The organism is Halohasta sp. A2 (assembly GCF_056175805.1).
In genome coordinates this window covers 1-16,745 of the sequence record NZ_JAQFWV010000069.1, presented here as the reverse complement: position 1 = coordinate 16,745, position 16,745 = coordinate 1, and the positions used below count along the sequence as shown (strand labels likewise).

The 16,745-nt window shown below is 49.8% G+C and carries 13 protein-coding genes and 1 CRISPR repeat array; of the genes, 7 read left to right on the top strand and 6 right to left on the bottom strand.

Annotated elements, in window-relative coordinates:
* Nucleotides 1-185: 185 nt before the first annotated feature.
* A CRISPR array of direct repeats spans nt 186-1,396; the repeat unit is 30 nt; unit sequence GCTTCAACCTCACGAGAGTTCGTCTGAAAC.
* 77 nt (nt 1,397-1,473) lie between these two features.
* Nucleotides 1,474-1,701 carry a CRISPR-associated endonuclease Cas2 gene (locus O2S87_RS15085; RefSeq protein WP_475409603.1) on the bottom strand — a complete coding sequence of 76 codons (228 nt, stop codon included), beginning with the start codon at nt 1,699-1,701 and terminating at the stop codon, nt 1,474-1,476.
* 199 nt (nt 1,702-1,900) lie between these two features.
* The gene (locus O2S87_RS15080) at nt 1,901-3,361 is read right to left on the bottom strand and encodes a hypothetical protein (protein ID WP_475409600.1); all 1,461 of its coding nucleotides are present in this window, start codon (nt 3,359-3,361) and stop codon (nt 1,901-1,903) included.
* A gap of 249 nt (nt 3,362-3,610) precedes the next feature.
* Here O2S87_RS15080 and O2S87_RS15075 point away from each other — a divergent pair, with 249 nt between their 5' ends.
* From O2S87_RS15075 to O2S87_RS15055, 5 genes are all read left to right on the top strand, one after another.
* Entirely contained in the window at nt 3,611-4,195 is a 585-nt protein-coding gene (locus O2S87_RS15075) for a hypothetical protein (RefSeq protein ID WP_475409599.1), read from the top strand.
* Nucleotides 4,182-6,269: an ATP-binding protein gene (locus O2S87_RS15070; protein ID WP_475409598.1), complete on the top strand. Its 2,088-nt coding sequence runs from the start codon at nt 4,182-4,184 to the stop codon at nt 6,267-6,269. Before O2S87_RS15075 ends, O2S87_RS15070 begins: the two co-directional genes overlap by 14 nt.
* 357 nt (nt 6,270-6,626) lie before the next feature.
* A complete protein-coding gene (locus O2S87_RS15065) occupies nt 6,627-8,498 on the top strand; it encodes a DUF262 domain-containing protein (protein WP_475409597.1) in 1,872 nt (623 codons plus the stop codon).
* A 633-nt stretch (nt 8,499-9,131) separates the two neighbouring features.
* The gene (locus O2S87_RS15060; protein WP_475409596.1) at nt 9,132-9,731 is read left to right on the top strand and encodes a hypothetical protein; all 600 of its coding nucleotides are present in this window, start codon (nt 9,132-9,134) and stop codon (nt 9,729-9,731) included.
* 196 nt (nt 9,732-9,927) lie between these two features.
* Nucleotides 9,928-10,134, top strand: a complete 207-nt coding sequence (locus O2S87_RS15055; RefSeq protein WP_475409595.1) for a DUF262 domain-containing protein — start codon at nt 9,928-9,930, stop codon at nt 10,132-10,134.
* 92 nt (nt 10,135-10,226) lie between these two features.
* Here the strand turns inward: O2S87_RS15055 and O2S87_RS15050 are convergent, their stop codons facing one another.
* Together O2S87_RS15050 and O2S87_RS15045 are read right to left on the bottom strand one after the other, a co-directional pair.
* Entirely contained in the window at nt 10,227-10,427 is a 201-nt protein-coding gene (locus O2S87_RS15050) for a ribbon-helix-helix protein, CopG family (RefSeq protein ID WP_475407374.1), read from the bottom strand.
* Between the two features lie 168 nt (nt 10,428-10,595).
* Nucleotides 10,596-11,435 carry an IS5 family transposase gene (locus O2S87_RS15045; RefSeq protein WP_475409594.1) on the bottom strand — a complete coding sequence of 280 codons (840 nt, stop codon included), beginning with the start codon at nt 11,433-11,435 and terminating at the stop codon, nt 10,596-10,598.
* A gap of 127 nt (nt 11,436-11,562) precedes the next feature.
* On the opposite strand from O2S87_RS15045, the gene O2S87_RS15040 reads away from it, so the two are divergent.
* Nucleotides 11,563-13,155 carry a GmrSD restriction endonuclease domain-containing protein gene (locus O2S87_RS15040; RefSeq protein WP_475409602.1) on the top strand — a complete coding sequence of 531 codons (1,593 nt, stop codon included), beginning with the start codon at nt 11,563-11,565 and terminating at the stop codon, nt 13,153-13,155.
* Nucleotides 13,156-13,335: 180 nt separating this feature from the next.
* Here the strand turns inward: O2S87_RS15040 and O2S87_RS15035 are convergent, their stop codons facing one another.
* A complete protein-coding gene (locus O2S87_RS15035; RefSeq protein ID WP_475409593.1) occupies nt 13,336-13,614 on the bottom strand; it encodes a hypothetical protein in 279 nt (92 codons plus the stop codon).
* Nucleotides 13,615-14,032: 418 nt separating this feature from the next.
* Here O2S87_RS15035 and O2S87_RS15030 point away from each other — a divergent pair, with 418 nt between their 5' ends.
* A complete protein-coding gene (locus tag O2S87_RS15030; protein ID WP_475409592.1) occupies nt 14,033-14,917 on the top strand; it encodes an IS1595 family transposase in 885 nt (294 codons plus the stop codon).
* Nucleotides 14,918-15,852: 935 nt separating this feature from the next.
* Here the strand turns inward: O2S87_RS15030 and O2S87_RS15025 are convergent.
* Nucleotides 15,853-16,464 (bottom strand): tyrosine-type recombinase/integrase, encoded by a 612-nt coding sequence (locus O2S87_RS15025; protein WP_475409601.1) that lies wholly within the window; start codon nt 16,462-16,464, stop codon nt 15,853-15,855.
* Nucleotides 16,465-16,745: the final 281 nt, after the last annotated feature.

The following is a 16,745-nucleotide window of genomic DNA, read 5'->3' as shown; positions in this document are numbered from 1 at the left end:
GAAACACGCTTGATACCTTCTGAGAAACCCTGCGGCATCTCCGTGGTCGTGTGCAAGTTCTTTCATTGCTCTCTTTCTTCAGCCGTGGCAATCAGCTTGCCGGATTAACCCCAGAAGTAGTGCTAGTGATTCAACACAGCCTCTGAAACAGAGATTTGGACACACGACTTGCACTCAAACAATGTGCTTCAACCTCACGAGAGTTCGTCTGAAACTGCTGCAAGAACCGGTGTCATAACTCCCAAAATAGATGCTTCAACCTCACGAGAGTTCGTCTGAAACGGCAAGGTCAAGGTAGGGGACGACTGTGTGGACGTTGCTTCAACCTCACGAGAGTTCGTCTGAAACCGGTTGATTCGGTTTTCGAGTGCCGCGCCAACAAACTGCTTCAACCTCACGAGAGTTCGTCTGAAACACCAGAGTATGTCGTTGCAGGTGATTACGATGGTGAGCTTCAACCTCACGAGAGTTCGTCTGAAACGTGCAGCGGTTGCCTTTGCACGGGTGGGGTTACAGGCTTCAACCTCACGAGAGTTCGTCTGAAACCGTGGTTGAATTATGATTTGGGATACAGAAACGTGCGCTTCAACCTCACGAGAGTTCGTCTGAAACTCGCTCTCGTGCTCGTCCTCCTGTTCGGCGCTCAGCTTCAACCTCACGAGAGTTCGTCTGAAACACCGCGGCGAGGTATCGACACTCAGACAAGCAGGCGCTTCAACCTCACGAGAGTTCGTCTGAAACACGGGTGACGTTCCGCGTTCTGGCCTTCTAAAGAAGCTTCAACCTCACGAGAGTTCGTCTGAAACACGTTTGTATGTAGCCGATGCGTGTCAGAACGTCAAGCTTCAACCTCACGAGAGTTCGTCTGAAACCGGTGTGGTGCTGCTAATGAAGTACCCCAGACGGGTGCTTCAACCTCACGAGAGTTCGTCTGAAACCATTGGGCACCACCTATCCGATGCTCAACCACTGCTTCAACCTCACGAGAGTTCGTCTGAAACCATACTTGTGATGAGTGCGGCGGGTCGCTCATTGAGGCTTCAACCTCACGAGAGTTCGTCTGAAACCCGGTCGCTGTCGTTCACTGTGCTGTGTCATAGCTGGCTTCAACCTCACGAGAGTTCGTCTGAAACCTTGTCGACGTCTACGGGTGGATTGACAGAGAAGACGCTTCAACCTCACGAGAGTTCGTCTGAAACGAGGGATATTCTGATTCAGATGGCGAAGAATATGAGGCTTCAACCTCACGAGAGTTCGTCTGAAACGTTTTCAGAAAGTGGAGGGATGAAAACCAGCATACCGCTTCAACCTCACGAGAGTTCGTCTGAAACTCATCGTCCATCGGATCGTTCTCGCCGTAGGTGTCGCTTCAACCTCACGAGAGTTCGTCTGAAACCATGCCCGATATACGGGGCATAGACGTTCTACCGGGGTGCTACAACAAAGATGTTCCGTCGACCTGCAATACCCCTGTTACCCCAGGGGGTCGACCGAAACATAGAGAAAATGTTGGTCTTCGGTGGGGTTCTCACCGTAGACCGTACGATTGAGCAGTGTAACAGAGGACAGCTCGTAGATAATCGTCGACTTACCTGACTCAAGTAGATCGCTAATCTGTTTTTGCAACGTTGCTAAATCACTCTCGGAGATTTCACCTTCTAGGATGGTGTTTTGGACATGAGTCAGATACCGACACCCCAGTTGAGCGCTTTATGTCTTAACCTGATTAGAAAATACGGCAAATGAGGGAAAACACCGACTGGGTATGAACTATGTAACTCAGTTGTAACCGTCTTGTCTTGACTATCTGTCCATGACAACTTCTCAGTCGACGTCCCTGAGGTCCCTAAGGTTATTGTTGGAAACATACATATCCGCATTTCTAGCACCCCGAAAAGCATCACCCGAGAGGTCTCACAGGAATGTTCTCATCTGCGGCAAGTACGTCAGTAATCAGAGTTCGCTCGTATAGCGTGACTTCTTCGGGTCCAAGCGCGAACCAATATAGGATGTCGGCGTCTCCCTGACGCCGATGAAGCACGTGAGCAAGCAATTTGCCATAGGGGGTAAACCGCCATCCATCGTCTTTTTTCTCGAAAATCGGTGTCGTAGTCCAGAGCTCCCCATTCACATCATCAGATAGCCTATTCAATATCGTCACAACCACGCTGTTATCGGCGTTGATCACCTTCGCAATAGTAACGCTCTTTTTTCTTGCCAATTCCGGAATAGAAACTCTATCTGTCTCAGAATCTTCCGTGTCATCTTGGGTCATATGTCCCTCAATGACCAACTTAGCCGATTCAATACCAGGTGCGCTTCGTGATTTGAGAGTGGATAGATCTTGAGTTAGCCGAGTATATAATGTATCGACCGGCCGAAGCGGTACGGTATCTGCAATCTTGCGGACGAGTTGCTTGACCGCATTCTTGTGATGCGTGTCGTTCTCTAAAATCGGTTGGTGATAAAGGACTTCCTGAACAAGTATCGAATGCGGTTCAAACCCTGCTTCTTTGATAGCCTCGGCAGTCAATTTCTCGGCTGGATCAATGAATTCTGTGTCATCGTCCAGATCCATTGTTCGTTTGGCATCGTTCTTTCGAGATTCGTGATTGTCTCTCATGGCTGTAATAAACTCATCCAGTATCTCTCGCTCTTGATCCAGCTCGTCACGTGGTTGTCCGATAAACGCTAACAGAAAACCCCAGATCAAATCAACGCCTGGAATGTCCTCATCATGATCTGGCCGCAAGATGCGCAATAGACTACCGATCTCGTATCCAAACTGGGTTTCTCTTGATGCGACAGAAGCACCATGGAAAAACACGTCATCCCGGACTTGCTGTCCCCGTGGGACGACTGAAATCAACTCCTCCCAGAGATCTGAGTTGCTATTAAAGGGAGACTTATATTGTTTGACTTCCCTCTCTTCAGGCGATAGGTCTTCAAGGCTCGTTTCTTCATTGCTTGAGCCTAACTTTCGTTGGAGATCAGCCCATACTGACTGTGTACGTTTTCTCTCCACTCTCCCGGACTCCCAATTATCGTTCGACAGGTATGGCGTGTTATGAAGGAGTGCAACGTCCTCAATAAGGTGCTGTATGCGATCCGGGAGACGATCTCGTTTCTGCAGAACACCTTTGTTTCGTTTCGACCGGTTACTGACGTCTCCAGTTTTGATCAGCTCGCGCTGTACTCCTGAGAACACGTACTTCGAATTGAGATTTTGATTTTCCTTAACATCGAGTTCAAGTGGTGGACCATGGCTCTCTTGCGATGTCGGAATCGACGAAGTTAATCCAGGTCCGAGCTTCGGCACCTTGGAGAACAATTCTCCGTGCATACGTCCTGCGTCTCGCACATCCAGAGAACATTCTAAGTGGGTATATAAATCTGTCGGCGGGGGGAAGGGCACGGAGCAATCCAGCGATACCACCCCTCCCAATCTGTAGGTGCAATGTTTGAAGAAAGAACTGAAACAGTTCGAACACAACGAAGACGAATTCACCATGTGAAGTCCGCGTGCGAACGTGCGCACACGCGTAACACATATACAAGCAATCGTACTTGCTGCGGACCTTCCCGACAGCCACGTGAGGTGAGCGCTTAGATGTCACGGGAAACTCGTGAAAGCATTCACATCGAAATTCCCGTTGAGCTAAAGCAAGAACTCAAGTCTCGGGATGAAGACATGTGGAAAACGATTACCGAGGCTCTCAATATGCGCTTGGGTATCGAAAATGACACTATCGCCGCGATGCGTCGGCAGGAAGAAGAACTCGAAGCAGAAATCACGGAAATCAACACCCACATTCAATCTCTGAAAGACGAGCGAGATGAACTAGAAGACCAGAAGCGTCGGCTACGCTCCAAAATCGAGCAGCAGGAAGAAGACAGGAGATCATACGAAGAAGTGCTTAACTCCATGATTGAGACGCTCGTAGAGAACCCCTCACTTGGGATCGCCTCACAAATGAGCGAACTAAAAGCCGCAGCTAAGATCCAAAATGATGGCGTCGCTACTGACGAGGCAATCGATCAAGTTTGCCACGATGTCCGCTCACGAGTCACCGAGCAAGGCATCAATATTGCACCGCGGCAACTCAAATGGGACCTCTCAACGAGTAATAATTCGGACCCATCCACCGACTCCGGTCTTCGGGTGCTAGGAGGTGTTGACGATGACGAAGAGTGATCGAGAAGCCTCAAAGATTGGTCGGTGGATATCCGAATCGGAAGAAGAGTCACTTCCCAAGGTGGATCAATTACTCTACGATTGGCTCACAGAATACCACGAGAATGAGATTAAAGCGTTCCTGGACCGGCTTACTAGTGAGACGTGGATCCAGCTGTCAGCCACAACGCTGAAAGAATACAACTCTGAGTTGTATTATGACCTTATCGACCAGCCACATGTTATCGAAAATGGGAGCAAACCCAACGTAAAGGGCCTCAAATCATTGTTGGAACTAATCATCAATAAGAATGTCTCAGCTCAAGAAATTTCCATCCGATGGGTGGATGTTGAAGATCGACGATTAGTCGGTGAATATTCACCAAACGAGACGGAACAGCTCCACGCCATTGAAGGCCAAGTCGATCTTACAACTGGCGTCACGCCGGTTGTTAATACGGGTGTATTCGTGTGTGGGCGATGCGGAACCAAAAATGTCATTGAGCAAAAAGTCACCTCCGATGACTTAGAGGAGCCTCATGATTGCAGTGGCTGCGAGCGGGAGGGTCCGTTCGTGCTCAATGAAAACAAGTCAGACCTGATCGACTACCAGAAGCTGAAGCTTCAAACTCCACCGGAACATGCCAGCGATGGCGTTGAGAACCTCACCGTATCGGTAACTGGAGATCTAGCAGGCGAGTATACCGGGTCGGTCGGGCAACGGGTTGTTATCACCGGCTACCTGACCACAAAAGATACCGCTGACTGGGAGCGGCCGTACCTGCTGGAAGCCAGTGACATCGTACTTGCTGATGAAACAGGGGTCGACATTGAGTCCTATCGGGATGAAATAGAGACTGTTGAACAAGAAGACGATCCCATCGACACGATTGTCGACTCAAAGATGCTCCCGTCTATGTACGCACCGAAAGGTTCTGACCTTCGGATGCTCAAGATGGCCGTTCTGTTCCAAGCGTGTGCCCCGGCATCGGTTGATGGAAGTGTTCGTGGTAACATCCACCTATTTGCTTGCGGTGACCCGAGTACGGGAAAAACCGATGTTGCTGAACTCGCCGCAGATATCGTCCCGTGTTCCGAGTTTGTCTCCACACGTGTCACCGGTGTTGGTCTGACTGCGGCGGCGACCAATACCGATCTCAACGGTTGGACGGTGAAGGCAGGAGCCATCGTCCGAGCGAGTGGAGGACTTCTGGTCATCGACGAACTCGATAAGGTCGACGATGATGCTGTGAACGAGCTGCACAACCCGCTCGAATCACAACGGGTCTCCGTTTCTGTTGCTGATCAAAGTGTTACGTTCCCGGCAGAGACGAGCGTACTAGCGACTGCCAACCCGAAATACGGTCGCTGGGACGAGTATGAATCGGTCGCATCTCAGCTGGATTTGCCACCGTCTCTCCTCTCCCGGTTCGATCTGATCATTACAATGGTAGACGACGGGGATGAGGCTCACGATGAGTGCGTCGCGGACGCTGTAATATCGAAGTTCAGCGAGGCGTTTTCAGAAGAAAACGCTACTAATGACAAGGGGAAATCAGATGCCACTGAATTCCTCCAAGCTTGGGTTGCCGAAGCGGATTCGCATATCCCAAAGCTTCCCAACGAACAGGGCAAGAAGCTCAGTCAGTTCTACCAAGAGGTAAGAAGTGCTGCTGACAGTGATGACAAACCAGTCCCGATAACGCCACGACAGCTTGAGGGAATGGTGAGGTTGGCAGCGGCGAGTGCCCGTGCCCGACATTCAGATGTTATTGAGGATATCGATGTCAGGTACACGATAGAGTTGGTCAAACGCTCGCTAGAGGATGTCGGAATTGATCCAGATACTGGAGAGCTTGATGTGGACATAGTCGAGACAGGGAGATCAATGTCTCAGCGCGAACGTGAGAAAGCAGTTATCTCCATCGTCTCTGATTTGACCAACGAGTTTGCGGACGGAGTGCCCGTCAAGAAAGTTATTCAGGAAATGTTTGAAAGGGGATTCGTTCCTCAAAGAGCCGAGAAAACAATCAATAAGCTAACACAGAGTGGGGAACTCTACGAACCGGTGGAGAACAAACTACGGCCGACGTAGTCACGGCTGGACCCACGAGATTGTGACCAATCTACGAAAGTGGTGATCGCCCATTACAGGGCAAGTTATCGGAACCAGCTTCAAATCCATTCCCAGTAGATTATCAGTATTTGCCTATTGTGTAGTGAGCGCGTGGTTCACTGCTTTCGACTTGAAACAAGCGTTGTCGTCGAGCTGCACTAATTCTTTGTGTTCAGTTGAAGTAACTCAACACTATCTTCTGATAGAAGTATGCTGTATACTGCTATGTACCCCGCACGCTGATTATGTTAATGCCAAAGGATTTCATCCCAGATTCCTCAACGAAATGGTTTCGGTGGCAATATTACGATCCGATTATAATTCCTCTGCATCGCAATGATGGAGGAGCAAACCTCGGAGACGAAATGGATTTGCGAGATTCTCCCACGCCTGAACGACTCAATATTCATTCCCTGTCTCCAACGAGATTACTGCTGGAGCCAGAATCAAATCAAGATGCTGTGGGACTCTCTTCTTCGAGGATTGCCTCTCGGGTCGCTCTTAATCTGGAATGAGAAGAAAGACGGACCACGGAGGGAGCCAGCCTACTCGTTCATCCAGCATTACGTGGACTCGCGGGCGTTCTCGTTTGAGGACCATATCCAACGGTATAGCCAACGGTTCGATTTCGAAGAACTACCTGACTCGTACTCCCTTGTGCTTGATGGTCAACAGCGCCTGACTTCCTTCTACCTCAGTTTGACCGGGAGCTTCACGACGCGGAAGCACGGGGGATGGGTCAGCAACCGTGGCGCATGGAACCAGCGGAAGTTGTACCTCGACTTACTGTCGGGAGACCAGACCAGCGAGCATGATCGCGATCTCGTGTATGAGTTCGATTTCAGGAAATCCGGCGGGTTGAGCGAGTCGGGTGACTGCTACTGGTTCCCAGTCAACGAACTAGTGGACGATACGGATGAACTCAATCACGACTCGTTCGTCGGAAAAGACAATTTGATCGATAAAACGCTTCCCAAAATAGAAGCCAAAGTTGATTCCGATGACCATCCCCGAGTCAAGTCGAACTTGGAACGGCTCTGGTGGGGAGTGAACCAGCGAAAATCTATCCTCTACGAACGAACATTCACAGACGAAAAGACAGCCAGGGAGCTGTTCATCCGCCGAAACAAGGGCGGAAAGGTTCTGAGTGGAGTCGACATATTGCTTGCTCTGCTAACTGGTTACTGGGAGAAGGTCGATGAAGACGGCGGTCCGACCGACGCGAAAAAGCAGATAGAGCAGTTCACCGAAAGGCTATCCGGAGACGAGGAACTTTCCGAGTGGGGATTCTCATTCGGAAAGAACTTCGTTCTCCGGACGCTCCTCCTGTTCTCTGGGGAGCGTCCCGCCTTCCGTCGAAATGGGCGATACGATGGTGACGATCTGCGTGAGGCAGAAACCATCTTCCAAGACGAAGAGTTCGAGCAAGCGATCCGTGACGCATTCAGGCTTTCCTCAGACCTCGGATTTCATAACGGGGCCCTGTCCAGCAAGAACGTTGTTTCACCTGTCATCCAGTATCTGTATCAAAATGACCGCTCCTTGACGCCCACCGATTCAGTCATTCACTACTGGCTTGCGACCACAGTTCTGAACGGTGTGTTCGGGAACATCGGCTCGGAGAGAGTACTGAAAACAGCTAGAGGACACATTGAGGAGGCCGAAGGGGACGCATTCCCCGCGACAGAGATTCTGGACGACTTACGAGGGAGCGGTGCAGTCGTCAAGCTCGACACCGAGGTACTCGCCGAGTTGCTTGAGGAGGTGGACTATCGGTCGGGCTCGCGCAAGAACGTGCTCCTCACTCACCTCTACGAGAATCGCCGAGCGGGGCACAAACGATACGAAGTGGACCATATCTTCCCGAGAGGGAAGCTAGGAGACGAAGAGTTCCTCAAGGAGAACGGTGTTGAGCCTGAGCGAATTGACTGGTTCAAGGACAACCGCGACCATATTGCCAACCTACAGCTCCTCAGTCCGACGGAGAACCAATCGAAGAGTGACCGGAATCTAACCGATTGGCTTGATCGGATTGACGACGGAAACGTCGATTCCTATTGCGACAGAGAGGAGTACTTCAATGAACACCGGATACCAGAGGATCCGAGTCTCCACGAGTATCAGAACTACCCGGATTTTGTAGAAGATCGATTGGACCGCATACAATGCCAACTGGAGACGGAGCTCCCACTCAAGGAGACCCTTTAACCCAATTGTTCTCCCTACCAGGCATTGTCTTTGTTCACTAACTCCATTGCGACCTTCTGTGCGGCCATCTTCTCTTCGTGGATTCGGTAGTCGTAGTACTTTTGTATCGTGTACTCCGACAGATCAAGCCGGTCACAAGCCCAAGGGGCATGGGTGGAAAGCCACCATTCCGTAAAGGCCCAGATGTCGGACTTAGTGTCTGCGCTAAGTTCGCAACTCCATCGAGAGAAAGAGAGATGAGCCAACACAGCTTCGAGCAGAAGTGGAGAACAACTTATTTCATTTTGAGCGCTGATTCGACCCAAGGAGTGTAGCCGACTAAGTTGAGGCGTGGCGTGCGGCCATGTGACTCGGAGTCGACTCCACCACCGAGACTTGGGGAAACAATCGATTCCGTGGATTTGATCAGTTTGACTAATATGCCGATTGTGGGGACGATGTTGCATACATTCTCTGTATCTATCGCTCAGTACAACCGGTGATGGTGACTTAGCGATGGTCGATACGTGCATTGTTCCTTGCTCGGCTATCTGAACTCCCCTCTGAGCTGTTAGAAATTTCAACGAGTAAGTAGCATTTCGACTATCAGGCCGAATCAATCGGTAGTGGTAACCGATAGTTGCGTATTTTGGGATGTATATTTCAGTAAAGAGGTTCGACGTATATCCAAATAATAGTATGTCGGCCTTTTTGATCCAAGTCAGCGGCCATGTTATTGAGGAGAAGGCACAACCGGAGTACATAGCAGGCGCGCAAGGTCCTCGTTTCTGTGACGAACCGCTCAAACACGGCGAATACTTCAACGCCAGTCCATACTGGAAGCGGGACGGGTTCGGCCGTCAGGAAGCGTGGCTGTGCGTCGAGCCAGGTGATCAAATCTTGCTCTACTGTACTAGTAGCGTGGATGAACACGGCGCGTGCCTCAGCCACATCTTGACTGTTGAGGATGTCTCTCTCGACGACGCGGACGGAGCCCGGCTCACCTTTTCAGCGGTTAAGGAAGTAATCCCGAAGGTATCCTACGGAGACATACAGTCCGAGATCAAGGCTGGAAGACTCTCTGAGAAGGTGCAGTACTGTGGTCAAGAGGGGTTCAACATCACCCAAATCGACGATGCTGATATTGAGCGAATACGTGAACTCGCCCGTAAGACCGGATCACGTGAGACCAGACCACAGTCTCACCCAGATGACTCCTTGTCGAGTATTGCTGACGATTACTTTGGGGAGTAGCTTGGTCACAACTTTGCTAGTCACAGTACCAGATTATAGATAGAGCGAATAACTCCAAAGTCAGAGTAGGCCGGTTCGTCACCTCCTAAGTATATACTATACGTGCCACTTGACGAACCTCGTCATCGTTGGTAGGTTCATCGACTCTGCAAGAGTCACGACAAGATATAACAATTATTCGAGTGATGGGGAAGGTATGGTTAAATCAGAGAATCCTGGGACGAAAAACGTGAGTGAGTTGATGAGGGATGTTGATTCTGGAGACTTCGTTATCCCCTACTTTCAGCGGGGATTCGAGTGGGAGCCCTCGATGGCATCAGAGCTTTTTCAGTCGATACTTCAAGATTATTACACGGGCTTGCTTCTATTCTGGGATCTAGACGAAACTAAGAGCGTGTCATAGAACTCTTCACACACTATAGTCAGTTAAGTTACTATTATAACGGTTTACTTCCTTAGAGATGCGTGCACAAGGTGCACGACGTTTAAAATCTGTTAGAGAGTACCTTTTCGTGTCCGAATAATGATCTCTCGAACCTGTTTAACGTGATTCGTCTCGGATTGAACGAATGCTGTGAGGATGGCTTCGACGATCTCGGAGCGGCTGACTCCGAGATCGTCACATTTAGCGACCAATTCATCTAGTTCTCGCACGATTTCCTCGTCAACAGCGACTCCGAACTTCTCTTTCGCCATAGCTACGACAAGCTAAGAATAGCGTGCACCAAGTGTACGGCGTTTTCAATTCGTTAGAGTTGATTCAACAAACCATGTGAACACTTCTATGACACCCTCGAAACTAAAGCAGAACAAGAGGAGTGGGATCCTGTATGGGGCGCTTCGGCGTTGTTTAGACGCCCGAATTCATCGGTTTGACTCCTCGATTGCGCGTTCGATGTTTCGCACCGCTGATTTCATGACAAGTTCTCGGAACTGTCCGAACCACGTTCTCGCCCACAGCGTCTCACCGTATCGCTGCCGTAATCCGAAAAACACCGACTCAGCGTTCGAGCGCTGGTGATACGCCCCATCAAAAATGAGCAAGTTTCTCGCCCATCCCCGCAAACCGGGGCCGCGTTGCGGAATAAGCGGTGTGATATTTTCAGAGCGTAACTTCGTCCGGAGTGCTTCCCAGTCGTATCCTTTATCCGCCGCCACAGCCGTCAGCTTTCCAAGATTCCGCACGAGCACCTGCCAGCCGACCTGTGTATCGTGTGGTTGTTTCGTCGAACAGTGTATGTCTAGAATTGCACTCGTTTCACAATCGATGAGCAGCGTGGTCTTTACCGCCTCAAACGTGTAGTCTGTCCGTTTCGCGTAGTGCTGGCTCGCTTGGACACGATCGACGCCCGTTGCGTCGATTGCTTGTACATCTCCGAGATCGTACAGTTCAACCGACGCGTCGAGCATCGCTCGCCACCGCTTCATCGGAATCTCTTGCTTCCGCGCACAGATCGTCGAGAAGTGAGGAAGCGTTTCAACCGTTAAATCAAGTGATTGGGCAACTCTTGGCATTTCTCGCAGTACATCCATCAGCTTTCTGTAATCGTGATTGAGATACTCTTTGAACCCCTGAACGGCTAGAATTACCCAATCGGCATACCCGCCTTTTCCGGGTCGATATGCCGGAGCTGGCTCACCAGCGACGGCTTTTTTGGAGAGCGATACAATTGTCTCTGCGAAGCGGGAGGTCTTGGTTTGCACACCCATTCCATCCCGCTTCAGTTCCTAGTAAATTTGGTACTTCTTAGAAGCTGCTAGCAAAGCGATACTAGTGATACACCCTCCAGACCGACCGAGCCTAATCGTCTAAACAAGGCCGGGCGCTTCTATTGAGGGTATTCCTCAACAGGCCGTGCTGGATGGTCAACAGAGGTTGTCGTCACTCTACTACGCGATTTATAATCCGGAGAAGAAGTTCCCCAGCCGGAAGTCCTACTACGTTTTCTATCTTGACTTGGTGAAAGCGCTGAATGAGGAGTACGACGAAGCGATACCCTACAAGTACTTCAGACATCATCGTGACTGGGATGATTTGAAGGATCGTGACGAGTGGATTGAGGAAGGGAGAGTTCCACTCTGTGTTTTGTCAGCTACAGATCCGGAGAATCCGGATAATAGCTACATTAACTCCAGGGAATTTAACCAGTGGTCAAAGCGCTTCATCGAAGAGCACTCAGACGTTCTGCCAGAGGACGTGATCGAGTTCAAAGTTAGGGATATGTTCCAGCGAATTCTCAACTACAACTTCGTCCATTACCCACTTAGCTCTGAACGAGACATCAGGGACATCTGCAATATTTTCGCTAAGGTGAATGCGAGCGGAATGACACTGTCCACCTTTGATCTGATGAATGCGTTCCTGTACCCGTATGGAGTGGAACTACGGAAGGGTCTCTGGGAACGCGAAGTCCCCGAGACGCTGAAATCAATGGACTCCAGTATGAACATCAATATCCTGAAAATCATTTCGCTTCGGAAACAGAACTACTGTTCTTCGAAGTATCTCTACAATCTGATCCCTGGCGAAGAAACAGTACGTGAGGAACCAGATGGTACTCGGTATGAGGAAGTCCTAGTAGAATCGGGGGCAGCTTTCGAAGAGCTGTGGAACACAGCTGTCGACTATGCCGAAGATGCCCGCTCAATCTTAATGAACACGGGCGGCCGTGATTTCGGAGCAATTCGAGAAGAGTACATCCCATACGGGACTATGCTTCCGGTTATTTCGGCTGTCCTGTGGGAGTACGACTGCTCTGTCGATGATCCCGAGTTCCGAACGATGCTGAAGCGGTGGTACTGGGCTGCTGTCTTTTCAAAAGACTACGGTGGTTCCTCAGACACGGTAATGGGGAGCGATTTCCGAGATTGGAAAGAATGGATTTCCCAAAGTAAGACGATGGAACAGATCGCAAAGGTCGATGCTGAATTCATTGAGGAACTCGAATTGATAAGTACTGACAAAGGATCTGGGCGATATAATGGCGTGATCTGTTTGCTCGCATTGAACGGGCCAAGAGACTTCTATCGTGGAAACATCTTGGGGACAGGTGATTTTACTGACCACCGCATCAACGATCATCACATCTTCCCGAAAAAGGTACAGGGAATTGATCAAGACAAAAGACAATCTTTTGACCTCTATCGAGATTCAATAGTGAACCGCACGCTGATTTTGGACGAGACCAATAACAAGATCAAGCGAAACAAGCCCTCTGACTACGTTAAAGAAATGAAAGAGACGCACGGCAGTGAAGAAAAAGTAAAGAGTCTACTGCAGGAGCATTTCATTTCTGAATCTGCGTATGAATGTTTGCTCGACGATGACTTTGACAACTTCGTCATCGAACGGGAAAAAGAAATCAAACGGCACGTGATAGAGAATATCGGCATTGAAGAAGGACACTCTGGCGAGACCGTCTGAGACTGACAGAAAATATGAGTTGAATATAGAGTGTGTAGTCACCATCGTCAACGGGAGATGATGGGCACCCATGCCGAATAAAAGTCAACACTTGAATAACTCTTCACGGTGGACGATGAACTGGCGAGTTATATACAGGTGATTAGAGATATTGAGACACTGCGGCTATTTGACACCTGACTATCCTCCTGGCCGTCTGAACGTGTAGGTTACCGGATCTGCGTCAACTGTGAGGGTACCAGTGTCGTGATCCACGACAACCGCAACGATATCGTCGTGTGTAAAGTCATGTAATTGCATTCCCGTCTGGAGCGTCCCATCGCGGGACAGCTCGATATGTGCAGAGCCGAAGTCGATGTGAATCCGATCATCAGCAGTCGTCACAGCACCCATCTGACCGAATCGACGCAGTTCATTACTGAGAGTCTCCCACTCATTGAGTTGTACTCGTTGTGTCATCCGTCGTTTAGTCGTAACGCTGCGTCCAGGAAAAGCGTTAGTGGGACATCTATCCACAGAATCCGTCGAATAAACCCGCCTATGCGCCGGTGGTGCACAAGACGACAGATCCTCTGGGGTTCGGGATTTTGGTCGCATCAAAACCGTTCAATCTGGCTGATTTTGATCTATACTTGGAAGATCGCTGACCAAGATGGTAGTTGAATTCCCCTGTACTGACCGATTTGAAGACCGCTATCTGAACAACTACTTGTGCGAGATATGCGCTCACAGTCTTGCACGGGGTTAATGAAAAGTAATTCATTTGGTGGATTTAATTATACCCTACGCTCTTGGGTAGAGGATTGTTGGTCAGTTCTCAGCAGTAGCTGGAAGTCACAGCGGGCAAGGGTGACACGTCCGTGTCACCCGACAAACGATGTTCCCAATCAAGACATTTGTCTCGGAGCGTCGAGCCGCGAACCTGCTGCGACAGGTTCGCTGGCGTGACGGCGTCTATTGCCCACGCTGCCGTGCCGAATCCGTGATTCGGTACGGCAGCTATCGAGTGTTTCAGCGATACCGGTGTAAAAATTGCGACCGGACGTTCAACGATCAGACAGCCACCGTTTTTGAACACTCATCGATTGCTCTGAAGAAGTGGTTCCTCGCTGTCTACACCTATATCCGCTTCAACACGAGTCTCAGACAGCTTGACGTGGAGATCGACGTTTCCTACAAGACGATCTATCGGCGCGTCCAGCGCCCGCAGGAAGCGCTGGACGCGCCTCTGCCACATCTCGAAGGACCCGTTGAAATCGACGAGCTGTACGTGAAAGCAGGACTCAAAGGCCGCGAGCGCGACCAGCCGTCGCGCTCGCGTGGCCTCTCTACGCGTGGACGTGGAACATATGAAAAGGACAAGCCACCTGTGTTTATTTTGGCTGATCGCGGCACCGGTGAGCGGTACGTGATCCCAGCGAAAGCCGCCGATGAATCGACGATTCGACTCCTGCTGGCTGACAGCCAACAGGAGTCGCTGACTGTCTATACTGACGGCTTTCGGGCGTATGAACCGCTTGACGAGGACGACGCATTCACCCGTGAATACGTCGTCCATGGTGACGGCGAGTACGTTGATGGAGACGTTCACGTGAACACCTGCGAGAGCCACGGATCGCTGGTTCGATCCTGGCTCTCGCCCCATCGAGGTGTCTCCAAGGACAAACTCACGCCGTACCTCAGAGCGTTTCAGCTTCGTCGTCGCGTCTATCGAAAACCAGGAGAAGAAGCTCTAAAAACCATTCTCGACGCTGCACTATGACTCACCAACAATCTCCGCAACAAGAGCGTACTTCTAAATATGAATAATTGCCATGTTGAAACATTAAATCATAGATCACTTCAGTGACCATGCACAGCACCGTGTCTTGCACATAATTAATGACAGGCAGTAGATATTCATATCTATTAGAAGGCTATGTTATTACTCTTGGGCGTATAGGTCCGGTTATGGGGAAAATCAATGATACACCTCTGTCCGGGTGACGTTGATTTTCTCCATCACCGTTACCACTCTCATCCCCCAGAGAGGTAGTTTCTGTCCCCCACCCCCTCGGCTTTCCCCTTTGACGTTAATCTGAAACTATCTTTTCTGTTTTGGATAGTGGTTCAATAAAATGTTTTTGCCAGTATACTTTTAAAGGTTAGTACGGTAGTCGAATTGCTGAGAGAGACTTTGCCCCCGCGAAGGTGCCCCCGGCTCTCTCAGCATTCTAAATTAGGAATATCAGAATAAAGCATTTCTCATATTATGATTTTTTGAACGTAGACCACACCTACCGTTCAATCCAACGCGTATGCTAATCGCTAAAATGAATTCTGAACTCATATAAAATACAAACAGTGACTTATCGGTTACCATCGCTCGATCACGGGGGTGACCAACTAACTCATACAGATTCTATCAGAACGTCCTGTGCAAGATGGAACCTCTATGTAGAGCATCGAATCACGTAACCGAGTTGTTCCACAACACGATTGCTCCAGCTACTGCTGAGAACTGACCAACAATCTTCTACCCAAGAGCGTATACCCTATTTACTCACATCTCCACAGCTGAGGCTATGTTGAATCTGTAGTGTGACCGTGTGCTTGTACAATGTACAAATTCTTGTTCATTGTACAGAGACGTAGTGACCATCATCGATCACAGGCGGATGATTGCACACTGGCTGTAACGTTATGGGCTATGAAGCATCATCGCGGTCCACGGTCTTGTACCACTTTTCCAATCTGCTCCCAGTCGGTCGACACGTATTTCATCGTTGTATCCAGTTTCCGGTGCCCGAGAATTTTCGCCAGCATGTGCACCGGAATCCCATCTCCATCGGGATCTGCGGGATGAGTCCCATTTGCGGCATGAGAGGCCATAGAGTGACGGAACGTGTGTGCGGTCACAAGCCATCTTGTGTTCCCGTTTGCATCCTCACCGATCGGCTCGTTAACGCCTGCTTCTTTGGCTTGTTCTTTCACAATCCGGCTAATGTAGGTCGGTCGCATCTGCGGCTTTTGCTGGGTTAAAAACAGATAGTTTGACTCATCCGCAGTCGGGTACGAGTGTCGTTGCTTCTTAACCCACTCACGCATCAAGTAGTCCAAGTTCTCGTGATAGTACACATACCGGATATAGTTCTCATCGCCTGGATCAGCTTTTGCCGAAGTGATTCGAATTTCTCGCTTGCCGAAGTCGATATCTTGGAGTCGAATATTGGCTAATTCGACTGACCGAAGACCGGTCTGGTAGAGTAACCGGAGTAACAGTTCGTTTCGGATTGCCGGTGTCCCAGGTTGCTCGAATATTTTCTGGATGTCTTCGGGCGGGATTGCGACGACGGCGTCATCAGTATTGCCACGTTGCTGTAATATCTTGACCTTCTGCGAGGTTTGTGGGTCGATATGGTTGTAATCGGTGTCGTCGAGAGAAACGTTCTCTGCTGGGTTAGTCTCACAATAACTTCGATTACAGAGCCTGTCTAAGAATTCTCACACTCTCAGTCATCGATATCGGTCGAAGACACCGCAGTATAATTTGCTCAACCGATCCAGCAGCGTTGACAAAAAGAGAGGCAAACTCAGCTATCTGGCGATCG

What these genes read in the sequence shown, in the direction of transcription:
- O2S87_RS15075 (WP_475409599.1), top strand. Translation starts at nt 3,611, where the DNA reads ATGTCACGGGAAACTCGTGAAAGCATTCACATCGAAATTCCCGTTGAG.
- O2S87_RS15070 (WP_475409598.1), top strand. Translation starts at nt 4,182, where the DNA reads ATGACGAAGAGTGATCGAGAAGCCTCAAAGATTGGTCGGTGGATATCC.
- O2S87_RS15065 (WP_475409597.1), top strand. Translation starts at nt 6,627, where the DNA reads ATGATGGAGGAGCAAACCTCGGAGACGAAATGGATTTGCGAGATTCTC.
- O2S87_RS15060 (WP_475409596.1), top strand. Translation starts at nt 9,132, where the DNA reads ATGTATATTTCAGTAAAGAGGTTCGACGTATATCCAAATAATAGTATG.
- O2S87_RS15055 (WP_475409595.1), top strand. Translation starts at nt 9,928, where the DNA reads ATGGTTAAATCAGAGAATCCTGGGACGAAAAACGTGAGTGAGTTGATG.
- O2S87_RS15050 (WP_475407374.1), bottom strand. Translation starts at nt 10,427, where the DNA reads ATGGCGAAAGAGAAGTTCGGAGTCGCTGTTGACGAGGAAATCGTGCGA.
- O2S87_RS15035 (WP_475409593.1), bottom strand. Translation starts at nt 13,614, where the DNA reads ATGACACAACGAGTACAACTCAATGAGTGGGAGACTCTCAGTAATGAA.
- O2S87_RS15030 (WP_475409592.1), top strand. Translation starts at nt 14,033, where the DNA reads ATGTTCCCAATCAAGACATTTGTCTCGGAGCGTCGAGCCGCGAACCTG.